The sequence below is a fragment of the Rahnella sp. JUb53 genome (assembly GCF_004346065.1).
GTDB lineage: Bacteria > Pseudomonadota > Gammaproteobacteria > Enterobacterales > Enterobacteriaceae > Rahnella > Rahnella variigena.
Window position 1 is genome coordinate 22,962 of record NZ_SLYT01000009.1, and the last position, 17,765, is coordinate 40,726.

15 protein-coding genes are annotated in these 17,765 nt (G+C 52.9%); 13 read left to right on the top strand and 2 right to left on the bottom strand.

Annotated features, from left to right (window positions below; all coding sequences use genetic code 11):
- The first annotated feature begins 237 nt into the window (after positions 1-237).
- The 8 genes from EC840_RS19155 to yjjJ all read left to right on the top strand — a co-directional run bounded on the left by EC840_RS19155 (position 238) and on the right by yjjJ (position 9,027).
- On the top strand, positions 238-399 hold the full coding sequence (locus EC840_RS19155) for a DUF1328 domain-containing protein (protein ID WP_013577105.1): 162 nt from the start codon (positions 238-240) through the stop codon (positions 397-399).
- A gap of 211 nt (positions 400-610) precedes the next feature.
- Positions 611-1,840, top strand: a complete 1,230-nt coding sequence (locus tag EC840_RS19160) for a patatin family protein (protein WP_129639683.1) — start codon at positions 611-613, stop codon at positions 1,838-1,840.
- Positions 1,837-2,622: a TatD family hydrolase gene (locus EC840_RS19165; protein ID WP_132966637.1), complete on the top strand. Its 786-nt coding sequence runs from the start codon at positions 1,837-1,839 to the stop codon at positions 2,620-2,622. The genes EC840_RS19160 and EC840_RS19165 overlap by 4 nt, the downstream gene beginning before the upstream one ends.
- Positions 2,623-3,170: 548 nt before the next feature.
- Positions 3,171-3,950, top strand: coding sequence for a deoxyribose-phosphate aldolase (gene deoC, locus EC840_RS19170; RefSeq protein ID WP_112289029.1), 780 nt, complete (start codon positions 3,171-3,173; stop codon positions 3,948-3,950).
- Positions 3,951-4,040: 90 nt separating this feature from the next.
- Complete coding sequence (deoA, locus tag EC840_RS19175) at positions 4,041-5,369, top strand: thymidine phosphorylase (protein ID WP_112289028.1); 1,329 nt, start codon at positions 4,041-4,043, stop codon at positions 5,367-5,369.
- Between the two features lie 88 nt (positions 5,370-5,457).
- A complete protein-coding gene (deoB, locus tag EC840_RS19180; RefSeq protein WP_112289027.1) occupies positions 5,458-6,681 on the top strand; it encodes a phosphopentomutase in 1,224 nt (407 codons plus the stop codon).
- Positions 6,682-6,764: 83 nt separating this feature from the next.
- Entirely contained in the window at positions 6,765-7,484 is a 720-nt protein-coding gene (gene deoD / locus EC840_RS19185; RefSeq protein ID WP_013577098.1) for a purine-nucleoside phosphorylase, read from the top strand.
- Between the two features lie 196 nt (positions 7,485-7,680).
- The gene (gene yjjJ, locus EC840_RS19190) at positions 7,681-9,027 is read left to right on the top strand and encodes a type II toxin-antitoxin system HipA family toxin YjjJ (protein ID WP_132966639.1); all 1,347 of its coding nucleotides are present in this window, start codon (positions 7,681-7,683) and stop codon (positions 9,025-9,027) included.
- A 1-nt stretch (position 9,028) separates the two neighbouring features.
- On the opposite strand, the gene EC840_RS19195 is transcribed toward yjjJ, so the two are convergent.
- Complete coding sequence (locus tag EC840_RS19195; protein WP_112289025.1) at positions 9,029-9,817, bottom strand: YtjB family periplasmic protein; 789 nt, start codon at positions 9,815-9,817, stop codon at positions 9,029-9,031.
- A gap of 246 nt (positions 9,818-10,063) precedes the next feature.
- Here EC840_RS19195 and serB point away from each other — a divergent pair, with 246 nt between their 5' ends.
- The 5 genes from serB (at position 10,064) to EC840_RS19220 (ending at position 16,612) form a co-directional block, all read left to right on the top strand.
- Positions 10,064-11,032, top strand: a complete 969-nt coding sequence (gene serB, locus EC840_RS19200; protein WP_113876299.1) for a phosphoserine phosphatase — start codon at positions 10,064-10,066, stop codon at positions 11,030-11,032.
- 29 nt (positions 11,033-11,061) lie between these two features.
- Positions 11,062-12,444 (top strand): DNA repair protein RadA, encoded by a 1,383-nt coding sequence (gene radA / locus EC840_RS19205; protein WP_113876300.1) that lies wholly within the window; start codon positions 11,062-11,064, stop codon positions 12,442-12,444.
- A gap of 101 nt (positions 12,445-12,545) precedes the next feature.
- On the top strand, positions 12,546-13,805 hold the full coding sequence (gene nadR, locus EC840_RS19210) for a multifunctional transcriptional regulator/nicotinamide-nucleotide adenylyltransferase/ribosylnicotinamide kinase NadR (RefSeq protein WP_112289022.1): 1,260 nt from the start codon (positions 12,546-12,548) through the stop codon (positions 13,803-13,805).
- 348 nt (positions 13,806-14,153) lie between these two features.
- Positions 14,154-15,737 (top strand): DUF3300 domain-containing protein, encoded by a 1,584-nt coding sequence (locus EC840_RS19215; RefSeq protein ID WP_132966641.1) that lies wholly within the window; start codon positions 14,154-14,156, stop codon positions 15,735-15,737.
- Positions 15,738-15,754: 17 nt separating this feature from the next.
- On the top strand, positions 15,755-16,612 hold the full coding sequence (locus EC840_RS19220) for a DUF2950 domain-containing protein (RefSeq protein WP_129639687.1): 858 nt from the start codon (positions 15,755-15,757) through the stop codon (positions 16,610-16,612).
- 66 nt (positions 16,613-16,678) lie between these two features.
- On the opposite strand, the gene EC840_RS19225 is transcribed toward EC840_RS19220, so the two are convergent.
- On the bottom strand, positions 16,679-17,680 hold the full coding sequence (locus EC840_RS19225; RefSeq protein WP_132966643.1) for a zinc-binding alcohol dehydrogenase family protein: 1,002 nt from the start codon (positions 17,678-17,680) through the stop codon (positions 16,679-16,681).
- Positions 17,681-17,765 lie beyond the last annotated feature (85 nt).

The following is a 17,765-nucleotide window of genomic DNA, read 5'->3' on the forward strand; positions in this document are numbered from 1 at the left end:
TGTTGCCCGCTGAATATTCGGGACGGATAAGATTTGCCTGATTTCGGAAAAATATCGTGTCGTAAGCTCTAACACTTTAATTTTTCGACTACCTTTATTAAGTAAGAAGTTTTTGTTCCCGGCACACGGTCGGGAGATAAATTATCAAAAGGCAGATGTTTAACAGTGAGTCCGGCCCGAAGCGGGGCACCACCTTTTAAACTGGCAAAGTGAAAATAGGGTATAAAGGAGAAGCTTATGTTTCGTTGGGGCATTATTTTTCTAATCATCGCGTTAATCGCGGCGGCTCTCGGTTTCGGTGGTTTGGCGGGTACAGCTGCCTGGGCTGCAAAAATCGTCTTCGTAGTCGGTATCATTCTGTTCCTGGTCAGCCTGTTTACCGGTCGTAAACGACTCTGACCGCATCAATGATTTGATGCCAAAAAGTGTTAATGAATGACATCGCCCCCTTCAATGAAGGGGGCGATTCTTTTTATGTGCGATCTGGCTGTTAACAGGACGTAACGATTTTATCGCTGAAATTTGGCAAGAATTTCACGTAAATCAGTCAGACAAGGTATGCTCAGAAATGAAGGCCGCTGAGTGAGGCCGATTTTGTGAGGATAGCCCGTTGGGATACAGAATACCTGTCACGCTGGGGAACATAGAACCACTGGCGTATAAACCGTATACACCCGGCAAAATAGCACTGGTGTGCGAAGGCGGCGGACAGCGGGGCATTTTTACAGCTGGTGTGCTGGATGAGTTTCAACGCGCGCGCTTTAATCCCTTTGATTTATATCTGGGCACGTCTGCCGGCGCACAAAATCTCTCTGCTTTTGTCTGCGGACAACCTGGTTATGCCAGAAGAGTCATTACCCGCTATACCACCAGCCCCGACTTTTTCAATCCTCTGCGTTTTGTGCGCGGCGGGCACCTTATCGATCTCGACTGGCTGGTGGAACAAACGGCTAAAAACATGCCGCTGGCGATGGAAACCGCTGAAAAGCTGCTGATCGACGGGCGTGAGTTTCTGATGTGCGCCTGCCGCAGTGATGATTATTCAGCGAATTACTTTGCTCCGACGCGCGATAACTGGCTGCCGGTGATCAAAGCCTCCAGCGCCATTCCGGGCTTTTACCGTATGGGCGTCGATCTTGATGGCGTGAGTTATCAGGACGGCGGTATCAGCGATGCGATCCCGGTTGAGGAAGCTTATCGCCGTGGCGCCGATACGATCGTGGTGATCCGCACCGTTCCTTCGGCGATGTTCTATACGCCGCAATGGATGAAACGCATGGAGCAATGGCTGAGCGAAAGCAGCCTGCAACAGCTGGTGCGCATGATGCAGCATCACGAAGAAAGCTATCACCGCATCCAGCAGTTCATCGAGAATCCGCCGGACGATGTGCGTATTTTTGAAATCTTCCCGCCAAAACCTTTAGCCAGCCACGCGCTCGGCAGTCGCCTGCCCGCGCTGAATCAGGATTACCATCTTGGGCGCCGCTGCGGGCGTTATTTCCTGTCAGCTGCGGCGCACTGGCTGTTGCCGCGTGAAAATGAACGGCCTTATCCGCATATCGAACCCCGCGTGACACGTCGCCCTCAGCGGGTTGTCATACCTCAGGACGAACCGGAAAACGTGATCCCGCTGGCTGCTTCAGCCAGCACGGTGGAGCAGATCATTTTGGATCCCGCCGTGCTGACGGATATGGTCGCCGACGGCGGCGTTGTGCGTCCGGCCGCCTTTAAAGACAACGTGGTTCATGATCCGCAGCCGAAACGCGTGGCATCTGATATGCCACCGGTAGAAAACGGTGCATCAGAAACCTATCCCGCCAGTGAGGGTGATAAGTTGTGAGTCATACCTTCGTCGATACGCACTGCCATTTCGATTTTCCGCCGTTTACCGGCGCGGAAGCCGAAAGTTTGCGTCTCGCCGGAGAAGCGGGCGTCCGGCATATCATCGTTCCGTCGGTTACGTCAGATCGATTCCGCGGCATTCTCTCACTGGCAAAAAAATTCCCGCAGCTGCACGCGGCGCTGGGTTTACATCCCCTTTATATCAGCGAGCACAAAGACAGTTGCCTGGAATTACTGGATTCATTGCTAACTCACCGGGATCCGCACCTGGTGGCGGTCGGTGAAATCGGGCTGGACTTATACATGGAAACGCCGCGATTTGAGCAACAACAGCGGGTGCTCAAAGCGCAATTCGCCATGGCAAAGCGTGAAATGCTGCCGGTGATTCTGCATTCGCGGCGCAGTCACGATCAGCTGGCGGCAATGTTACGGCAGGCTAAATTGCCTGCTACCGGCGTGGTACATGGCTTTGCAGGCAGTCTTTCGCAGGCGCAGGCGTTTATCAAACTGGGTTTTGCGATAGGCGTGGGCGGCACTATCAGTTATGAACGCGCGCAGAAAACCCGTCATGTGATGGCGCAATTACCGCTTTCTTCTTTGCTTCTGGAAACCGATGCACCAGATATGCCGTTGCAGGGTTTTCAGGGCCAGCCCAATCGTCCGGAGCGTGCTGCTAACGTGTTCGACATACTGTGCAGCCTGCGCAGTGAAACCCCAGAACAGATTGCCGCCGCATTGCTCGACAACACCCGTCGTATCTTCAATTTATCCGCTTTGTAATCCGTCTCCTCCTGGTTTTGTGATTTAAATAACATTCCCATTTACCTTTCATGCTTTTCTTTAAAAGGGTTTCTTCAGGCTATGTAATTTATGTTCTCTTTAAAATGTTATTATTATAACATTGCTCGTAAGATCGCCGGTCGGTGATCGCTGTATATCCGTGCGCACTCCGTTTGTCATGAATCGGGTATACACTCTTATCTGGACCAAATACTGAGCATAACGCCAGTGAAATGTGATTTAGATCTCATTTCACTAAGCAACGTTGCAAACGGTTTTCATTTTGTGTGAAATACTGCACACAGGAACCTGATGTGACGTGTTCAAATAGTCACAACGACTTGGCGTCAGCCAATCAAAGCGCGGTGAGAAGGATCTCAGTTGCCGCGTAAGCCACGACACGCTGCTTACGCACGCTATCTTCAAGGAACCAAGTCCGCTCGCCAACCGTGCAGAATTCATTTCCCGTCGGACTCCGCCGGAACGAATTCATGACTGTATGCTCAGTTCTGGCCGGTCGCTGGAATTGAAAATTGTTGGAGAGTTATATGACCGATTTAACCGCCGCAGCGCAACGTGCGCTGAACCTGATGGATTTAACCACCCTGAACGAAGACGATACTGATGCAAAAGTGATCGCGCTTTGTCACCAGGCGAAAAGCCCGGCAGGTAACACCGCTGCTGTCTGTATTTATCCTCGTTTTATTCCTGTTGCCCGCAAAACTCTGCGTGAGCAAGGTACGCCTGATATCCGCATTGCGACTGTCACTAACTTCCCACACGGTAACGATGATCTTGATATTGCGCTGGCAGAAACCCGCGCGGCGATCGCTTACGGTGCCGATGAAGTTGACGTGGTATTCCCGTACCGCGCACTGATCGCCGGTAACGAGCAGATCGGTTTTGAGATGGTTAAACAGTGCAAAGAAGCCTGTGCTGCCGCTAACGTTCTGCTGAAAGTGATCATCGAAACCGGTGAACTGAAGCAAGATGCGCTGATCCGCAAAGCCTCCGAGATCGCGATTAAAGCGGGCGCTGACTTCATCAAAACCTCTACCGGTAAAGTGCCTGAAAACGCCACTTTGCACAGCGCTGAACTGATGATGAGCGTGATTGCTGAAATGGGCGTCGGCAAAGCCGTTGGTTTCAAACCGGCCGGTGGCGTGAAAACCGCTGAAGATGCTGCGCAATATCTGGCACTGGCTGACCGCCTGCTGGGCCGTGAATGGGCTGACGCACGTCACTTCCGTTTCGGTGCTTCCAGCCTGCTGGCAAGCCTGCTGACCACATTGGGTCACGCTGGCCAGAAAGCCACCAGCAGCTATTAATCACTGTTGTTATGCCTGTGCCGTGGCGCTGTTTTACAGCGTCCGGTACTGGCGTTCACATTTAGCGTTCAGCTCAGGCAGGGGGATACCTTGTTTCTCGCACAAGAAATTATTCGTAAAAAACGTGACGGTCAGCCTTTAAGCGACGAAGAAATTCGTTTCTTTATTAATGGTATTCGTGACAGTCAGGTTTCTGAAGGACAAATTGCCGCACTGGCAATGACTATCTATTTCAACGACATGACCATGAAAGAACGTGTTTCGCTGACCATGGCGATGCGTGATTCAGGGACCGTGCTCGACTGGAAAAGCCTCAATCTGAACGGTCCGATTGTCGACAAACATTCGACCGGCGGTGTAGGTGATGTGACCTCCCTGATGCTAGGCCCGATGGTGGCGGCATGCGGCGGCTATGTCCCGATGATTTCAGGCCGTGGCCTCGGTCATACCGGCGGTACGCTCGATAAACTCGAAGCTATTCCTGGGTTTGATATTTTCCCGGATGACAGCCGTTTCCGCAGCATCATTCAGGACGTCGGCGTGGCTATTATCGGCCAGACCAGCTCGCTGGCACCGGCGGATAAACGCTTCTACGCGACACGCGATATCACCGCAACCGTTGACTCTATTCCGCTGATCACTGCTTCGATCCTCGCCAAAAAACTGGCCGAAGGTCTGGATGCGTTGGTGATGGATGTTAAAGTCGGTTCCGGTGCATTTATGCCAACTTATCAGCTGTCCGAAGATCTGGCTCAGGCGATCGTGGATGTGGCGAATGGCGCGGGTTGTAAAACCACGGCGCTGCTGACTGACATGAATCAGGTGCTGGCATCCAGTGCCGGTAATGCGGTGGAAGTGCGTGAAGCCGTGCGTTTCCTGACCGGCGAATACCGTAATCCGCGTCTGCTGGAGGTCACGATGGCGCTGTGCGTTGAAATGCTGCTGTCTGGCGGACTGGCGAAAGATGACGCCGACGCCCGCAGTCAGTTGCAGGCAGTGCTGGATAACGGCAAAGCAGCGGAAGTCTTTGGCCGCATGATTGCCGCGCAAAAAGGCCCGACCGATTTCATCGAAAATTACGACAATTATCTGCAACAGGCCACGCTGAGCAAACCGGTTTACGCTGAAACCAACGGCATTGTCAGCGCAATGGATACCCGCGCGCTGGGGATGGCGGTCGTTTCACTGGGTGGCGGTCGTCGCCGTGCCAGCGATGCTATCGACTACAGCGTTGGTCTGACCCACATGGCGCAACTCGGCCAGCAAGTGGATACCCGTCAGCCACTGGCGATGATCCACGCGAACAGTGAAGCGGCCTGGCAACAGGCGGCGCAGGAAGTGCGGGCGGCGATTGTACTGAGTGACAAAGCGCCGGAAAGCACGCCGGTGGTTTATCGCCGTATCAGCGGCAAAGCTTGATTTCAGGCTAAATCGCCCCCATTTAAGATTGATCAGGTGCGCGGCAGTTCCGCGTGACCCAATGCGTAACCATTCGCAGGAGAGCAAAATGAAACGTACATTTATCATGGTGTTAGACTCATTCGGTATCGGTGCCAGTGAAGATGCCGAGCGCTTTGGCGATGCTGGTTCTGATACATTGGGCCATATCGCGGCTGCCTGTGCGCGTGGCGATGCAGACAAAGGCCGTAAAGGTCCCCTGAATCTGCCGAACCTGACCCGTCTGGGGCTGGCGAAAGCCGCTGAAGAATCCACCGGTAAAATTCCTGACGGTATGGACGGTAATTCTGAAATTACCGGTGCGTATGCTTACGCCAGCGAATTGTCTTCCGGCAAAGACACCCCGTCAGGCCACTGGGAAATCGCCGGTGTGCCTGTTCTTTTCGACTGGGGTTATTTCAGCGACACCACCAACAGCTTCCCGCAGGAACTGCTGGATAAACTGGTGGAACGCGCCAATCTGCCGGGCTATCTCGGCAACTGCCACTCTTCCGGTACCGTGGTACTGGACGATTTGGGCGAAGAACACATGAAAACCGGCAAGCCGATTTTCTACACTTCCGCTGACTCCGTCTTCCAGATTGCCTGTCACGAAGAAACCTTCGGACTGGATCGCCTGTATGAACTGTGCGAAATCGCCCGTGAAGAACTGACTGAAGGCGGATACAACATTGGCCGTGTGATTGCCCGTCCGTTCATCGGTGACAAAGCCGGTAACTTCGAGCGTACCGGTAACCGTCACGATTTAGCGGTTGAGCCACCGGCACCGACCATCCTGAAAAAACTGGTTGATGAAAAAGACGGCCACGTGGTGTCTGTCGGTAAAATCGCCGATATCTACGCGCAGGTCGGTATCACTAAAAAAGTGAAGGCCACCGGTCTGGATGCGTTGTTTGACGCGACAATCAAAGAGATGAAAGAAGCGGGTGACAAGACCATCGTCTTCACCAACTTTGTTGATTTCGACTCCTCTTACGGCCACCGCCGTGATGTGCCGGGCTACGCTGCGGCGCTGGAACTGTTCGACCGCCGTATGCCGGAACTGCTGGAGCTGGTGAAAGAAGACGACATCATTATCTTCACCGCTGACCACGGTTGTGACCCGACCTGGCGCGGCACGGATCATACCCGTGAGCACATTCCGGTATTAATCTATGGCCCGAAAGTGAAACCGGGCTCATTGGGCCACCGCGATACCTTCGCGGACATCGGTCAGACTGTTGCTAAATACTTCGATCTGACACCGATGGATTACGGCAAATCAATGCTCTGATACTTTTCTTACGCGGCCAGTCTCTTATACTGGCCGCGTTTTTTATCATGAATATGACACCTCGCTGACTAAGGAATAAGAAGATGGCAACTCCACACATTAATGCTGAAATGGGCGACTTCGCTGACGTAGTGCTGATGCCGGGTGATCCGCTGCGCGCCAAGCACATCGCGGAAACTTTCCTTCAGGATGTTAAGCAGGTGAACGACGTGCGTGGCATGTTGGGCTTCACCGGCACTTATAAAGGCCGCAAAATCTCTGTTATGGGTCACGGCATGGGCATTCCTTCCTGCTCAATTTATGCCAAAGAATTGATCACTGAATTCGGCGTGAAAAAAATCATCCGCGTGGGTTCTTGTGGTGCTGTGCGTGCTGATATCAAACTGCGCGATATCGTGATCGGTATGGGTGCCTGCACCGATTCCAAAGTGAACCGCATGCGATTCAAAGACCACGATTACGCGGCTATCGCCGATTACGACATGGTGCGTAACGCGGCTGATGCAGCGAAAGCCAAAGGCATCAATGCCCGCGTGGGTAACATCTTCTCCGCTGACCTGTTCTACACACCAGACCCGCAGATGTTCGACGTGATGGAAAAATACGGCATTCTGGGTGTCGAAATGGAAGCCGCTGGTATTTACGGCGTGGCAGCAGAATTCGGTGCAAAAGCGCTGACCATCTGTACCGTTTCCGACCATATCCGTACTCACGAACAAACTACTGCCGCTGAACGTCAGACGACCTTCAACGACATGATTGAAATCGCGCTGGAATCCGTTCTGCTGGGCGACAAAGAATAAATTCTGCAGATATTGCAGTAACTGAAACGGGCGCCGGATGGCGCCCGTTTTGCTATGCGTTTTAAGGGGGTAATTTCTCTATTTTTAACTTCGCAATATCTTCATCTCTTTGATATCAAGATATCTTGATATCAACATTCTTGCTATTCAGCTATGCTATTAGCTATGCATTTTTCTATTCATCACTGAGCTGCTCATGTCTGAACTTGTTGATTTACTGCGTCAGGGCAGTCTGACGGCGAAAGAGATCACTGAACGTCTGCGAATCACCCAGCCAACGCTTTCCAGACGGCTGGCCAGAGTCCCTGAAATTATCAAAATCGGAAAAAGTCGCTCGACCCGTTATATTTTGCCGCGTCCTCTGGATAACCAGTGGAGCTTTCCTCTGTACCAGATTAATGAGGCCGGAAATGCCGAAAAAGCCGGAACCTTGTATTCCATCTGGCCGGGTGAGAGTTGTGCGGTAGAAACAGCCAGCGGCCAGTCGCTGATTTATGACGGTCTGCCCTGGTTTATCACCGATATGCGGCCCCAGGGTTTTTTAGGCCGTGCGTGGGGACGTGATATTAACGCCGCACTGCATTTTTCTGATGACATAAAAATATGGACCGAATCCCAGACGTTGGTGGCTTTAGCCAGAGCGGGTGATGAAACGGTGGGTAATTTTGTTATTGGGGAAATCGCCTATCACCAATGGTTTCATAAGCCGGAAGATATTCCCGTTCCCCGTGAGGATAAAGTTCAGGTCTACGAAAGGCTGGCGCAGAGAAGTCTGGCAGGAGAAGAAATCGGATCATCTGCGGGCGGTGAACAGCCTAAATTCAGCTGCTATACAGAACATGAAGACCGGGACGCCTCGCAGGTTCTGGTAAAATTTTCTCCTCCGGCGATTAATGAAAACGCCTGTCGCTGGGGGGATTTATTGCGCTCTGAAGCCCATGCGTTACATGTTTTGCAAGCGGCAGGCATTCCGGCTGCGATGGCCGATATCTTTATCGGAAGAAAGGGCGAGGTTTTCCTCGAGGTTGAACGGTTTGACCGGGTCGGTGAGCGCGGACGGCGCGGGTTGGTGTCACTGGAAGCCGTCTCTGCTGAGTTTGGCGGGGGCAACAGCAACTGGTTTTTGACCGCGCAGCAGTTACGCCGCAGTCGGGTGATCACCTCAGCTACGCTGGAAAGAATTGAGCAGATTTATGCCTTCGGAAAACTGATCGCCAACAGCGATATGCATCAGGGAAATCTGTCGTTTATCGACCCTGCCACTGATCCCTTAAAGCAGGCTCTTTCGATATCACCAGTGTATGACATGCTGCCGATGGCCTTTGCCCCGACCAACGCCGGGACGATGCGCCGTGAAACTGTGCCTTTGACGCTTGATCCTTTGGTGTCAAAAGAAAAGTGGTTGAATGCGCAAAAATGGGCGAGCGAATTCTGGCGGAATGTAGAAAGCGACATGGCCATCAGTGTTGAATTCCGCCACCTTGCCAGCGGAATGCTGGCGCAGGTGGAAGAGTTAACATCGCCGATTCAGCGGCTGGCCTGACTCACTTCGGCCGGCTTCTTTTGAGGCTGCGGTAAGCGGCCTGTGCGGCTTCTTTGGTTTGCGCTTCGGTCGCCGGTTTTGCCGGTGCGACCTCAGATTCCGGCTCAGGAATGTTCAGTACCGGCGGCGGGCCGAACTCGTCCGGCTCATCTTCCTGTTCGTCATCTTCTTTGAGCGGTTTGCTGGCGGTCAGCAGGAACGGCGATTGCTGCCAGCGCGAACGACGGCCTTGCAGCAGCGTGCGGGCCAGAATAATACCGACACCCAGCGCAGCGAGCATCATCAGACGTAACAGATTGGTGGTGTTATCTACCTGCTTGGATTCAGTCGCCAGTACGTGCGTATCCAGCGTGATACGTAAAAATCCGCTCGGACCGTTTTTATCCTCAATAGGCACCACAATCTGATGATTGAAGTAGCTGCCTGCGCGTTTACCATCGAGCGATAATCTGTCGCGTACCGGCACCTGTTCGCCTGCATGGGCGACCAGAGAGCCATCTGACTCATAAACGCTGGCATCAAGAATGCGGCTTCCGTCGGTAAGCTGGCTCAAAATAGTGGAAATTTGTGCGATATCGGCGCCATCATTAGTGCTGTCCATCAGCGGCGCGAGCGAAAACGCCACCTGTTTGGCGAGCGTCTGGGCAAGCTGTTCCACCTGCGTCGAGCGTGCCAGTTGGTGTCCCAGACTGAAATAGGATGCGCCTTGCATCAGAATGACTAATAACGCCAGGCTAATCAATACGATAGCAGCGCGGTGCAGGCGAAATTTGAGTTTGGCCTTGGCCATTCTGTTTCCTTGCGTTTTTCGAAGACTTTATGTTGCCAGAAGACGTCACGATAAGGTAGCTTGATGCCTCATTTTACCCTGCATCCTTCAAGCTGCCTCTGCGTTGGCTGCCTTCATTCACTCCGGTCACTGACCTGTGTCAGCTCCCGGAGATTCATTCAGTTGCTGCCTTGATGCAACTCGAATGATTTTGGGTAAATAGTGATATTTGTTTTCCTAATGCCATAACGCCCTACAGGAGCCATCATGCCAAACAGTCTGACCTATTGCGATCTTCCTGCGGAGATCCACCAATGGCCGGGACTTCCCCTTTCATTGAGCGGTGACGAGGTCATGCCGCTGGATTACCGGGCCGGACATACCGGATGGCTGCTCTATGGTAGAAAACTCGATAAAACGAGCATTACGCAGTTTCAGCGCCAGTTAGGTCGTGCTCTGGTGATTGTCAGCGCCTGGGCGGTGGAAGGTTATCAGGTTGTGCGCCTTGCCGGTTCACTCACGACTGATGCGCAACAGCTGGCGGAATCTTTCGAATTTGATGTCACCCAGCTTGGCAAAGTGCCTTATCTGCGCACGCCAGGTCTGCTGGTGATGGACATGGATTCTACCGCGATTGAGATTGAATGCATCGACGAAATTGCCAAACTGGCAGGCGTCGGTGAACAGGTGGCGGAAGTCACTGAGCGTGCGATGCGTGGCGAACTGGATTTCTCCGCCAGCCTGCGCCAGCGCGTGGCGACCCTGAAAGATGCAGACGCGGGTATTCTTGAGCAGGTGCGCGAAACCCTGCCGCTGATGCCGGGACTGACCGTGATGGTCCAGCGTTTACAGGAAGCAGGGTGGCACGTTGCAATTGCTTCCGGCGGCTTTACCTATTACGCCGAATACCTGCGCGATAAGCTGAATCTGATTGATGTCGCGGCGAACGAGCTGGAAATACGCGATGGCAAACTGACCGGGCGTGTGATTGGCCCTGTCGTCGATGCGCAATATAAAGCAGATACCTTGCTGAAGCTGGCGGAAAAACTGGGGATTCCTCAGGAACAAACCATTGCGATTGGCGACGGCGCCAATGACCTGAAAATGATGGCGGTGGCCGGTTTGGGCATTGCGTATCACGCAAAGCCCAAAGTGTATGAACAGGCTTCAGTTTGTATCCGGCATGCGGATCTGCTTGGGGTGTTGTGTATTTTTAGCGGCAGTCAGGCATTATAAATTTCTTATAAATATCATCGAGGTAAGTTGTGGCAAAAGCAGCAAAACGTGCATTTGTGTGTAATGAATGTGGCGCAGATTATCCGCGCTGGCAAGGGCAGTGTAGTGCCTGTCAGGCCTGGAACAGCATTACTGAAATCCGTTTGGCGGCTTCCCCGACAGTGGCGCGTAACGAGCGTCTGACCGGTTACGCCGGTGATGCAGGCGTCAGTCGTGTGCAGAAACTTTCCGATATCAGCCTTGATGAACTTCCGCGTTTCAGCACCGGTTTCAAAGAATTCGATCGCGTGCTGGGCGGCGGCGTGGTGCCCGGTAGTGCGATCCTGATTGGGGGGAATCCAGGCGCAGGTAAAAGTACGCTGCTGCTGCAAATTCTATGTCATCTCAGCGAAAACATGAAAACCCTGTACGTCACCGGCGAAGAATCTTTGCAGCAGGTGGCGATGCGTGCGCACCGTCTGGGTTTACCGACAGCCAATATGAATATGTTGTCGGAAACCAGCATCGAACAGATTTGCGAAATTGCAGATATTGAACAGCCTAAACTGATGGTGATCGACTCCATTCAGGTGATGCACATGGCGGATATCCAGTCGTCACCGGGCACGGTTGCGCAGGTCCGTGAAACGGCGGCGTATCTGACCCGTTTCGCCAAAACGCGTGGCGTGGCGATCGTGATGGTGGGCCATGTGACCAAAGATGGTTCACTGGCGGGGCCGAAAGTGCTCGAGCACTGTATCGACTGTTCCGTGCTGCTCGACGGTGATGCTGATTCGCGTTTCCGTACGTTGCGCAGCCATAAAAACCGCTTTGGTGCCGTGAACGAACTGGGCGTGTTCGCCATGACCGAGCAGGGGCTGCGCGAAGTCAGCAATCCTTCAGCAATTTTCCTCAGCCGTGGTGATGAAATTACCTCTGGCAGTTCCGTGATGGTGCTGTGGGAGGGAACGCGTCCGTTGCTGGTTGAGGTGCAGGCGCTGGTTGATCAGTCGATGATGGGCAATCCGCGTCGCGTGGCGGTTGGCCTTGAACAAAACCGTCTAGCCATTTTACTGGCGGTCTTGCATCGTCACGGCGGTTTGCAGATGGCGGATCAGGATGTGTTCGTCAACGTAGTTGGCGGTGTGAAAGTCACCGAAACCAGCGCGGATCTGGCGCTGCTGCTCTCTCTTGTCTCCAGTCTGCGTGACCGTCCGTTGCCGCAGGATTTAGTGGTCTTCGGTGAAGTCGGGCTGGCAGGTGAAATTCGTCCGGTGCCGAGCGGTCAGGAACGTATTACCGAAGCGGCAAAGCACGGCTTTAAGCGTGCGATTGTGCCGCATGCCAACGTGCCGAAGAAAGTCCCGGCGGGTATGCAGGTATTTGGCGTCAAAAAGCTGGCTGATGCGCTGGCGATCCTCGACGATTTGTAACTGTTCTATGCTGTAGCTTTTCTCCGCTGTAATTCGGGGCTGCCTTTGTGCTATTTTTTGTTTAGCTATTTTGTTTAGTACAGCAAACCTGGGGACAAGGCATGTCACAGTTCGACTATCTAAAAACCGCGATAAAACAACAGGGACGCACGCTGCAACAGGTGGCCGAAGCCAGCGGGATGACCAAGGGTTATCTTAGCCAGTTGTTGAATGCAAAGATAAAAAGTCCCAGTGCTCAGAAGCTGGAGGCTTTGCACCGCTTCCTCGATCTTGAGTTTCCCCGTCGTGAAAAGAATATCGGCGTGGTGTTCGGCAAGTTTTATCCGCTGCACACCGGCCATATCTATCTGATCCAGCGCGCCTGTAGCCAGGTCGATGAACTGCATATCATCATGGGCTATGACGAGCCGCGCGATCGCGAGCTGTTTGAAAACAGTTCCATGTCCCAGCAGCCGACGGTCAGCGACCGCCTGCGCTGGTTACTGCAGACGTTCAAATACCAGAAAAACATCCGTATTCATGCCTTTAACGAAGAGGGGATGGAACCCTATCCGCATGGCTGGGACGTCTGGGGACGTGGCATTAAAGAGTTCATGAGCCAGAAAGGCATTGAACCCAATACCATTTATTCCAGCGAAGAGGCTGATGCGCCGCAATACCGCGAACATCTCGGGATTGAGACTGTGCTGATCGACCCGAAACGTTCGTTTATGAATATCAGCGGTCGTCAGATCCGTCATGATCCGTTCCGTTACTGGGATTATATTCCGACAGAAGTGAAGCCATTCTTCGTGCGGACCGTGGCGATCCTCGGCGGAGAATCCAGCGGGAAATCGACGCTGGTGAATAAGCTGGCTAACATTTTTAATACCACCAGCGCCTGGGAATATGGCCGCGATTATGTGTTCTCGCACCTGGGCGGCGATGAAATGGCGCTGCAGTATTCTGACTATGACAAGATCGCGTTGGGTCAGGCGCAGTACATCGATTTCGCGGTGAAATATGCCAATAAAGTGGCCTTTATTGATACCGATTTTCTGACCACTCAGGCCTTTTGTAAAAAATACGAGGGGCGTGAACATCCGTTCGTGCAGGCGCTGATGGACGAATACAAATTCGATCTGGTGATCCTGCTGGAAAATAACACGCCGTGGGTGGCCGACGGCCTGCGCAGTTTAGGCAGTACCACCGACCGGATGTCTTTCCAGAATTTGCTCATCGAGATGCTGAAAGAAAACAACGTGGATTACGTACATGTTGAATCTTCAGATTACGATCAGCGTTTTCTCGAATGTGTGGAACTGGTGCAGAACATGCTGGCAGCCGATACCAGCCGGTTAAACGAGCCGCCTGTTATCTGACCGGGCACAAATAAAGAGCGTGTATTCTCCGGGATACGCGCTTTTTTTAATTTATCATTCATGTGGTGAATGATAAATTAAAAATGCATTTTATATAATTATTAATGAATTCATCTGATTATCTTTCTGTGTGATTTTATTAATTCATTTTGTAACGCTGTAAAATAAAATTCTCTTTTTATTCATAGGATTGAGTGATACCCCTTTTTTAGGGATTTTATTACGCATTTTATGTGTAAATATCTGACCTGAAATAAAAATAAAGTGGCGGCCGTTGAGATTTATTTCTCCGATTATACTCATTCATTATGCCTCTCATTCCCGCTGAGGCTTTCTAAGGTGATCCGAATGAATTTATCATTCAAGCCCTGGGGTATCGCAGTCTTGTGCGGCGTGGGGGCATTTGCTCTGGCGAGTGTGATGTTTATGCAAGGCTGGCTTCCGGTCAGCAGTCAGGCCGAAACCACGACGCAGACTGCGCCTGTGCCTGCACCCGCCGCCGCACCGCCGCCACCAGCAACCCCTGTTGCTGCATCCGTTGCCCCTGCGGCATTTACACAAGCTCAGCTCGATCAATGGGTCGCGCCAGTCGCGCTTTATCCTGACAGCCTGCTTTCGCAGGTGCTGATGGCGTCGACTTATCCGACTAACGTGATTCAGGCTGTGCAATGGTCGCGTGACCATCCGCAAAGTCAGGGGGATGCCGCCGTCACTCAGGTCGCGAACGAACCCTGGGATCCGAGTGTAAAATCGCTGGTCGCTTTTCCGCAACTGCTGGCGCTGCTGGGTGAAGATCCGGCATGGGTACAGAATCTTGGGAACGCTTTTCTGGCGCAACCGGATGACGTGATGAACACTGTGCAGAAATTTCGCGAAGTGGCGCAAAAGAGCGGGGCGCTGAAAAGCACGCCGCAGCAGACGGTGACCGTTAAACCGAAACCGGCTTCAACAACGGTGGTGAAAAGTGCGCCGGCGCAGCAAACCATTGTGATTGAATCTGCGGATCCGCAGGTAGTGTATGTGCCGAGTTACAACCCGAATGTGGTTTACGGTGCCTGGCCGACACCGGCCTATCCGCCGGTATATCTGCCACCGCCTCCGGGACAACAGTTTGTGAACGGCATGGCATCGGGGATCGGATTTGGTGTCGGCGTGGCAGCGACGTATGCGATCTTTGGCAGCATCGACTGGGATGACGATCATCATCACGACGATCACCACGATGACGGGCATCACGGCGGTTCGCAGAATAATTACGTCAATGTGAACGTTAATAATTACAACCGTATCTCCGGCAACAACAACAACGGGCTAAATCATCCGGGCGCATCGAATACCGCAGGCTGGCAGCATAATCCGGCCTACAACGCCGGTTTGCCGAACCGCACTGCGAACCTCAACGGGGCGACGCAAAACCGCGCACTGAATAACGCGGCGCAGCGTAATAACTATCGTGGTTTCGACAACGACACGCGTGGTATCAGCAACAATAATGCCGTCGGACACAACGGCGGCGGTGTGCAGAATCAGAATCTGGATCAGCGCCGTCAGCAGGCCGCGTCGGTGATGAATCAGCATCAGAACACCCCGCAGAAGCAGGCGCATACACAGCAGCGAAATCTGCCGCGTTCGGCCCCCGCAGCCAGTGCCGCAGAACGTGCCGGTACACACAATGTCACGGGGCATCAGTTGCCTCAGCATCAGCAGTCGTTGTCTCAGCACAATACGAACCGCCAGCCGTCGCAGCAATTGAATCAGCATCAGCGACAGAATCTGAATGCATCACACAGCACAGCATTCAGTGGCAATTCCAGTCGTAGTCCGTCGTGGCAACAGCAGCAATCGCGGGGTAATCAGAGCCGCGAACATATGCAGAACTTCCAGCGGTCACGCCCTGCGAATGCAGAGCCAGCTCATTTACACCGTCGCTAGACTGACGAGGAAAGGTAATGAAGAGATTGCGTAATATTTTGATTTCCGCAGGCCTGCTGTTACTGCCCTTAACGGGTTTCGCGCAGCAGACATTTACCAGCCCTGAGCTGGCCGCGCAGGCGCTGGTCAAAGCCATTGAGGCACACGATGATGCGTCACTTGAACAACTTCTCGGTAATGACTGGCAGGTCTATCTGCCGCCAAAAGGTGTGGATCCGGATGAGGTTGCTCGCTTTCTGCGGGACTGGAATATCAGTCACAAGATTGCCAAACAGGGTGAGATTGCTCACCTGAATGTCGGGCCGGAGAACTGGCAGTTGCCGATCCCGATGAAACATACGGCGCAGGGCTGGTCATTTGATATGGCCGCCGGTGCTGCTGAAATTGAAACCCGTACGATTGGTCGCAATGAGCTTTCTGCCATTCAGGTCGTGTCAGCGTATGCGGATGCCCAGCACGAGTATCAGCAGATTACCGGGCAATATGCCCAGCGCTTTGTCAGCACTGAAGGACAACACGATGGCCTTTACTGGCCGGTGAAAGAGGGCGAAGCGCCAAGTCCGCTGGGGCCAGCCTTTGGTGATGCGAAGGCGGGGTCTGATTATCACGGCTATTACTATCGCATTCTGACGTCGCAGGGGGCGAATGCCAGCGGCGGTGCCTTGAGTTATATCGAAAATGGCAAGATGACCAAAGGTTTTGCGCTGATCGCCTGGCCGGCGGCGTACGGTCATACCGGTGTCACCAGTTTTATGATCAATCAGCAGGGCGAGGTGTATCAGCAGGATTTAGGCGAGAATACTGATGCCGCGGCAAAAGCGATCACGACATTTGACCCCGATGCTAAATGGCAGAAAGTGGACGACGGCGAATAGTGGAAATATGTGAATGAAAAAGCCCCGGTATGAAAGTGACGGGGCTTTTTTTAGGCGACAGCGTATTTAGAAAGAGACGACGACTTTGCCCTGCATATGGCCGTCGAGCACTTTGGCGTGGGCCGCTTCGATGCTTTCCACGGTCAGGCCGTGAAGGGTTTCGCTCAGTGTGGTTTGTACTTTACCTTCATCCACCAGCGCGGCGACTTGTTTGAGGATCTCGCCCTGTTCGGCAATATCCGGTGTGGTGAACATGCTGCGGGTATACATCAGTTCCCAGTGCAGTGCGGCGCTTTTCAGCTTCAGCTTGTTCATGTCCAGCGGATGTTCGTTTTCAACGATGGTACAGATGTGGCCCATCGGTGCGATCAGGTCAGAAATGGCTTCCCAGTGGCCGTCGGTGTCGTTCAGACACAGAATAAAATCCACCTGTTTGATATCGTGCTTCGCCAGTTCACCTTTCAGATCTTTGTAATTCACAGTCAGATCCGCACCGCGATCCAGACACCATTGTGCCGATGCCGGACGGGAGGCCGTTGCGATCACTTTTACTTTGCTGCGCAGTGACGCGAACGGGATCGCCAGTGATCCGACGCCACCGGCACCGCCGATGATCAGCAGGGTTTTATCCGCAGAGGCATCCTGAATTTTCAGATGCTCGAACAGTGCTTCCCATGCGGTCAGCGTGGTCAGTGGCATGGCAGCGGCCTGTGCCCAGTCCAGGCTTTTCGGTTTGACGGACACAATACGTGAGTCGATCAGCTGTTCCGTTGCATTGCTGCCAGAACGGGTGATATCCCCGGCGTACCAGACTTCATCACCCGCTTTGAAATTTTTCACTGCGCTGCCGACGGATTTGACGATACCGCTGGCATCCCAGCCCAGTACTTTTGGTGCATCCAGACCGCTTTTCTGCACGCCTTTGTGCACTTTGGTATCGACCGGATTGATCGACACCGCTTTCACTTCCACCAGCAGGTCGTAATCTTTCGCGACAGGCTGTGGTAATTCAACAGCGATAAAGTGAGCCGGGTCTTTTGGATTTACTGCGATTGCTTTAATGGTCATGTTTTCTGCCTCCGTTAGGTATACAGACAGTCTAGTCGTCATGACGTAAGCTGATAAGATGGACAATAACTAACAAAGTGTTCGG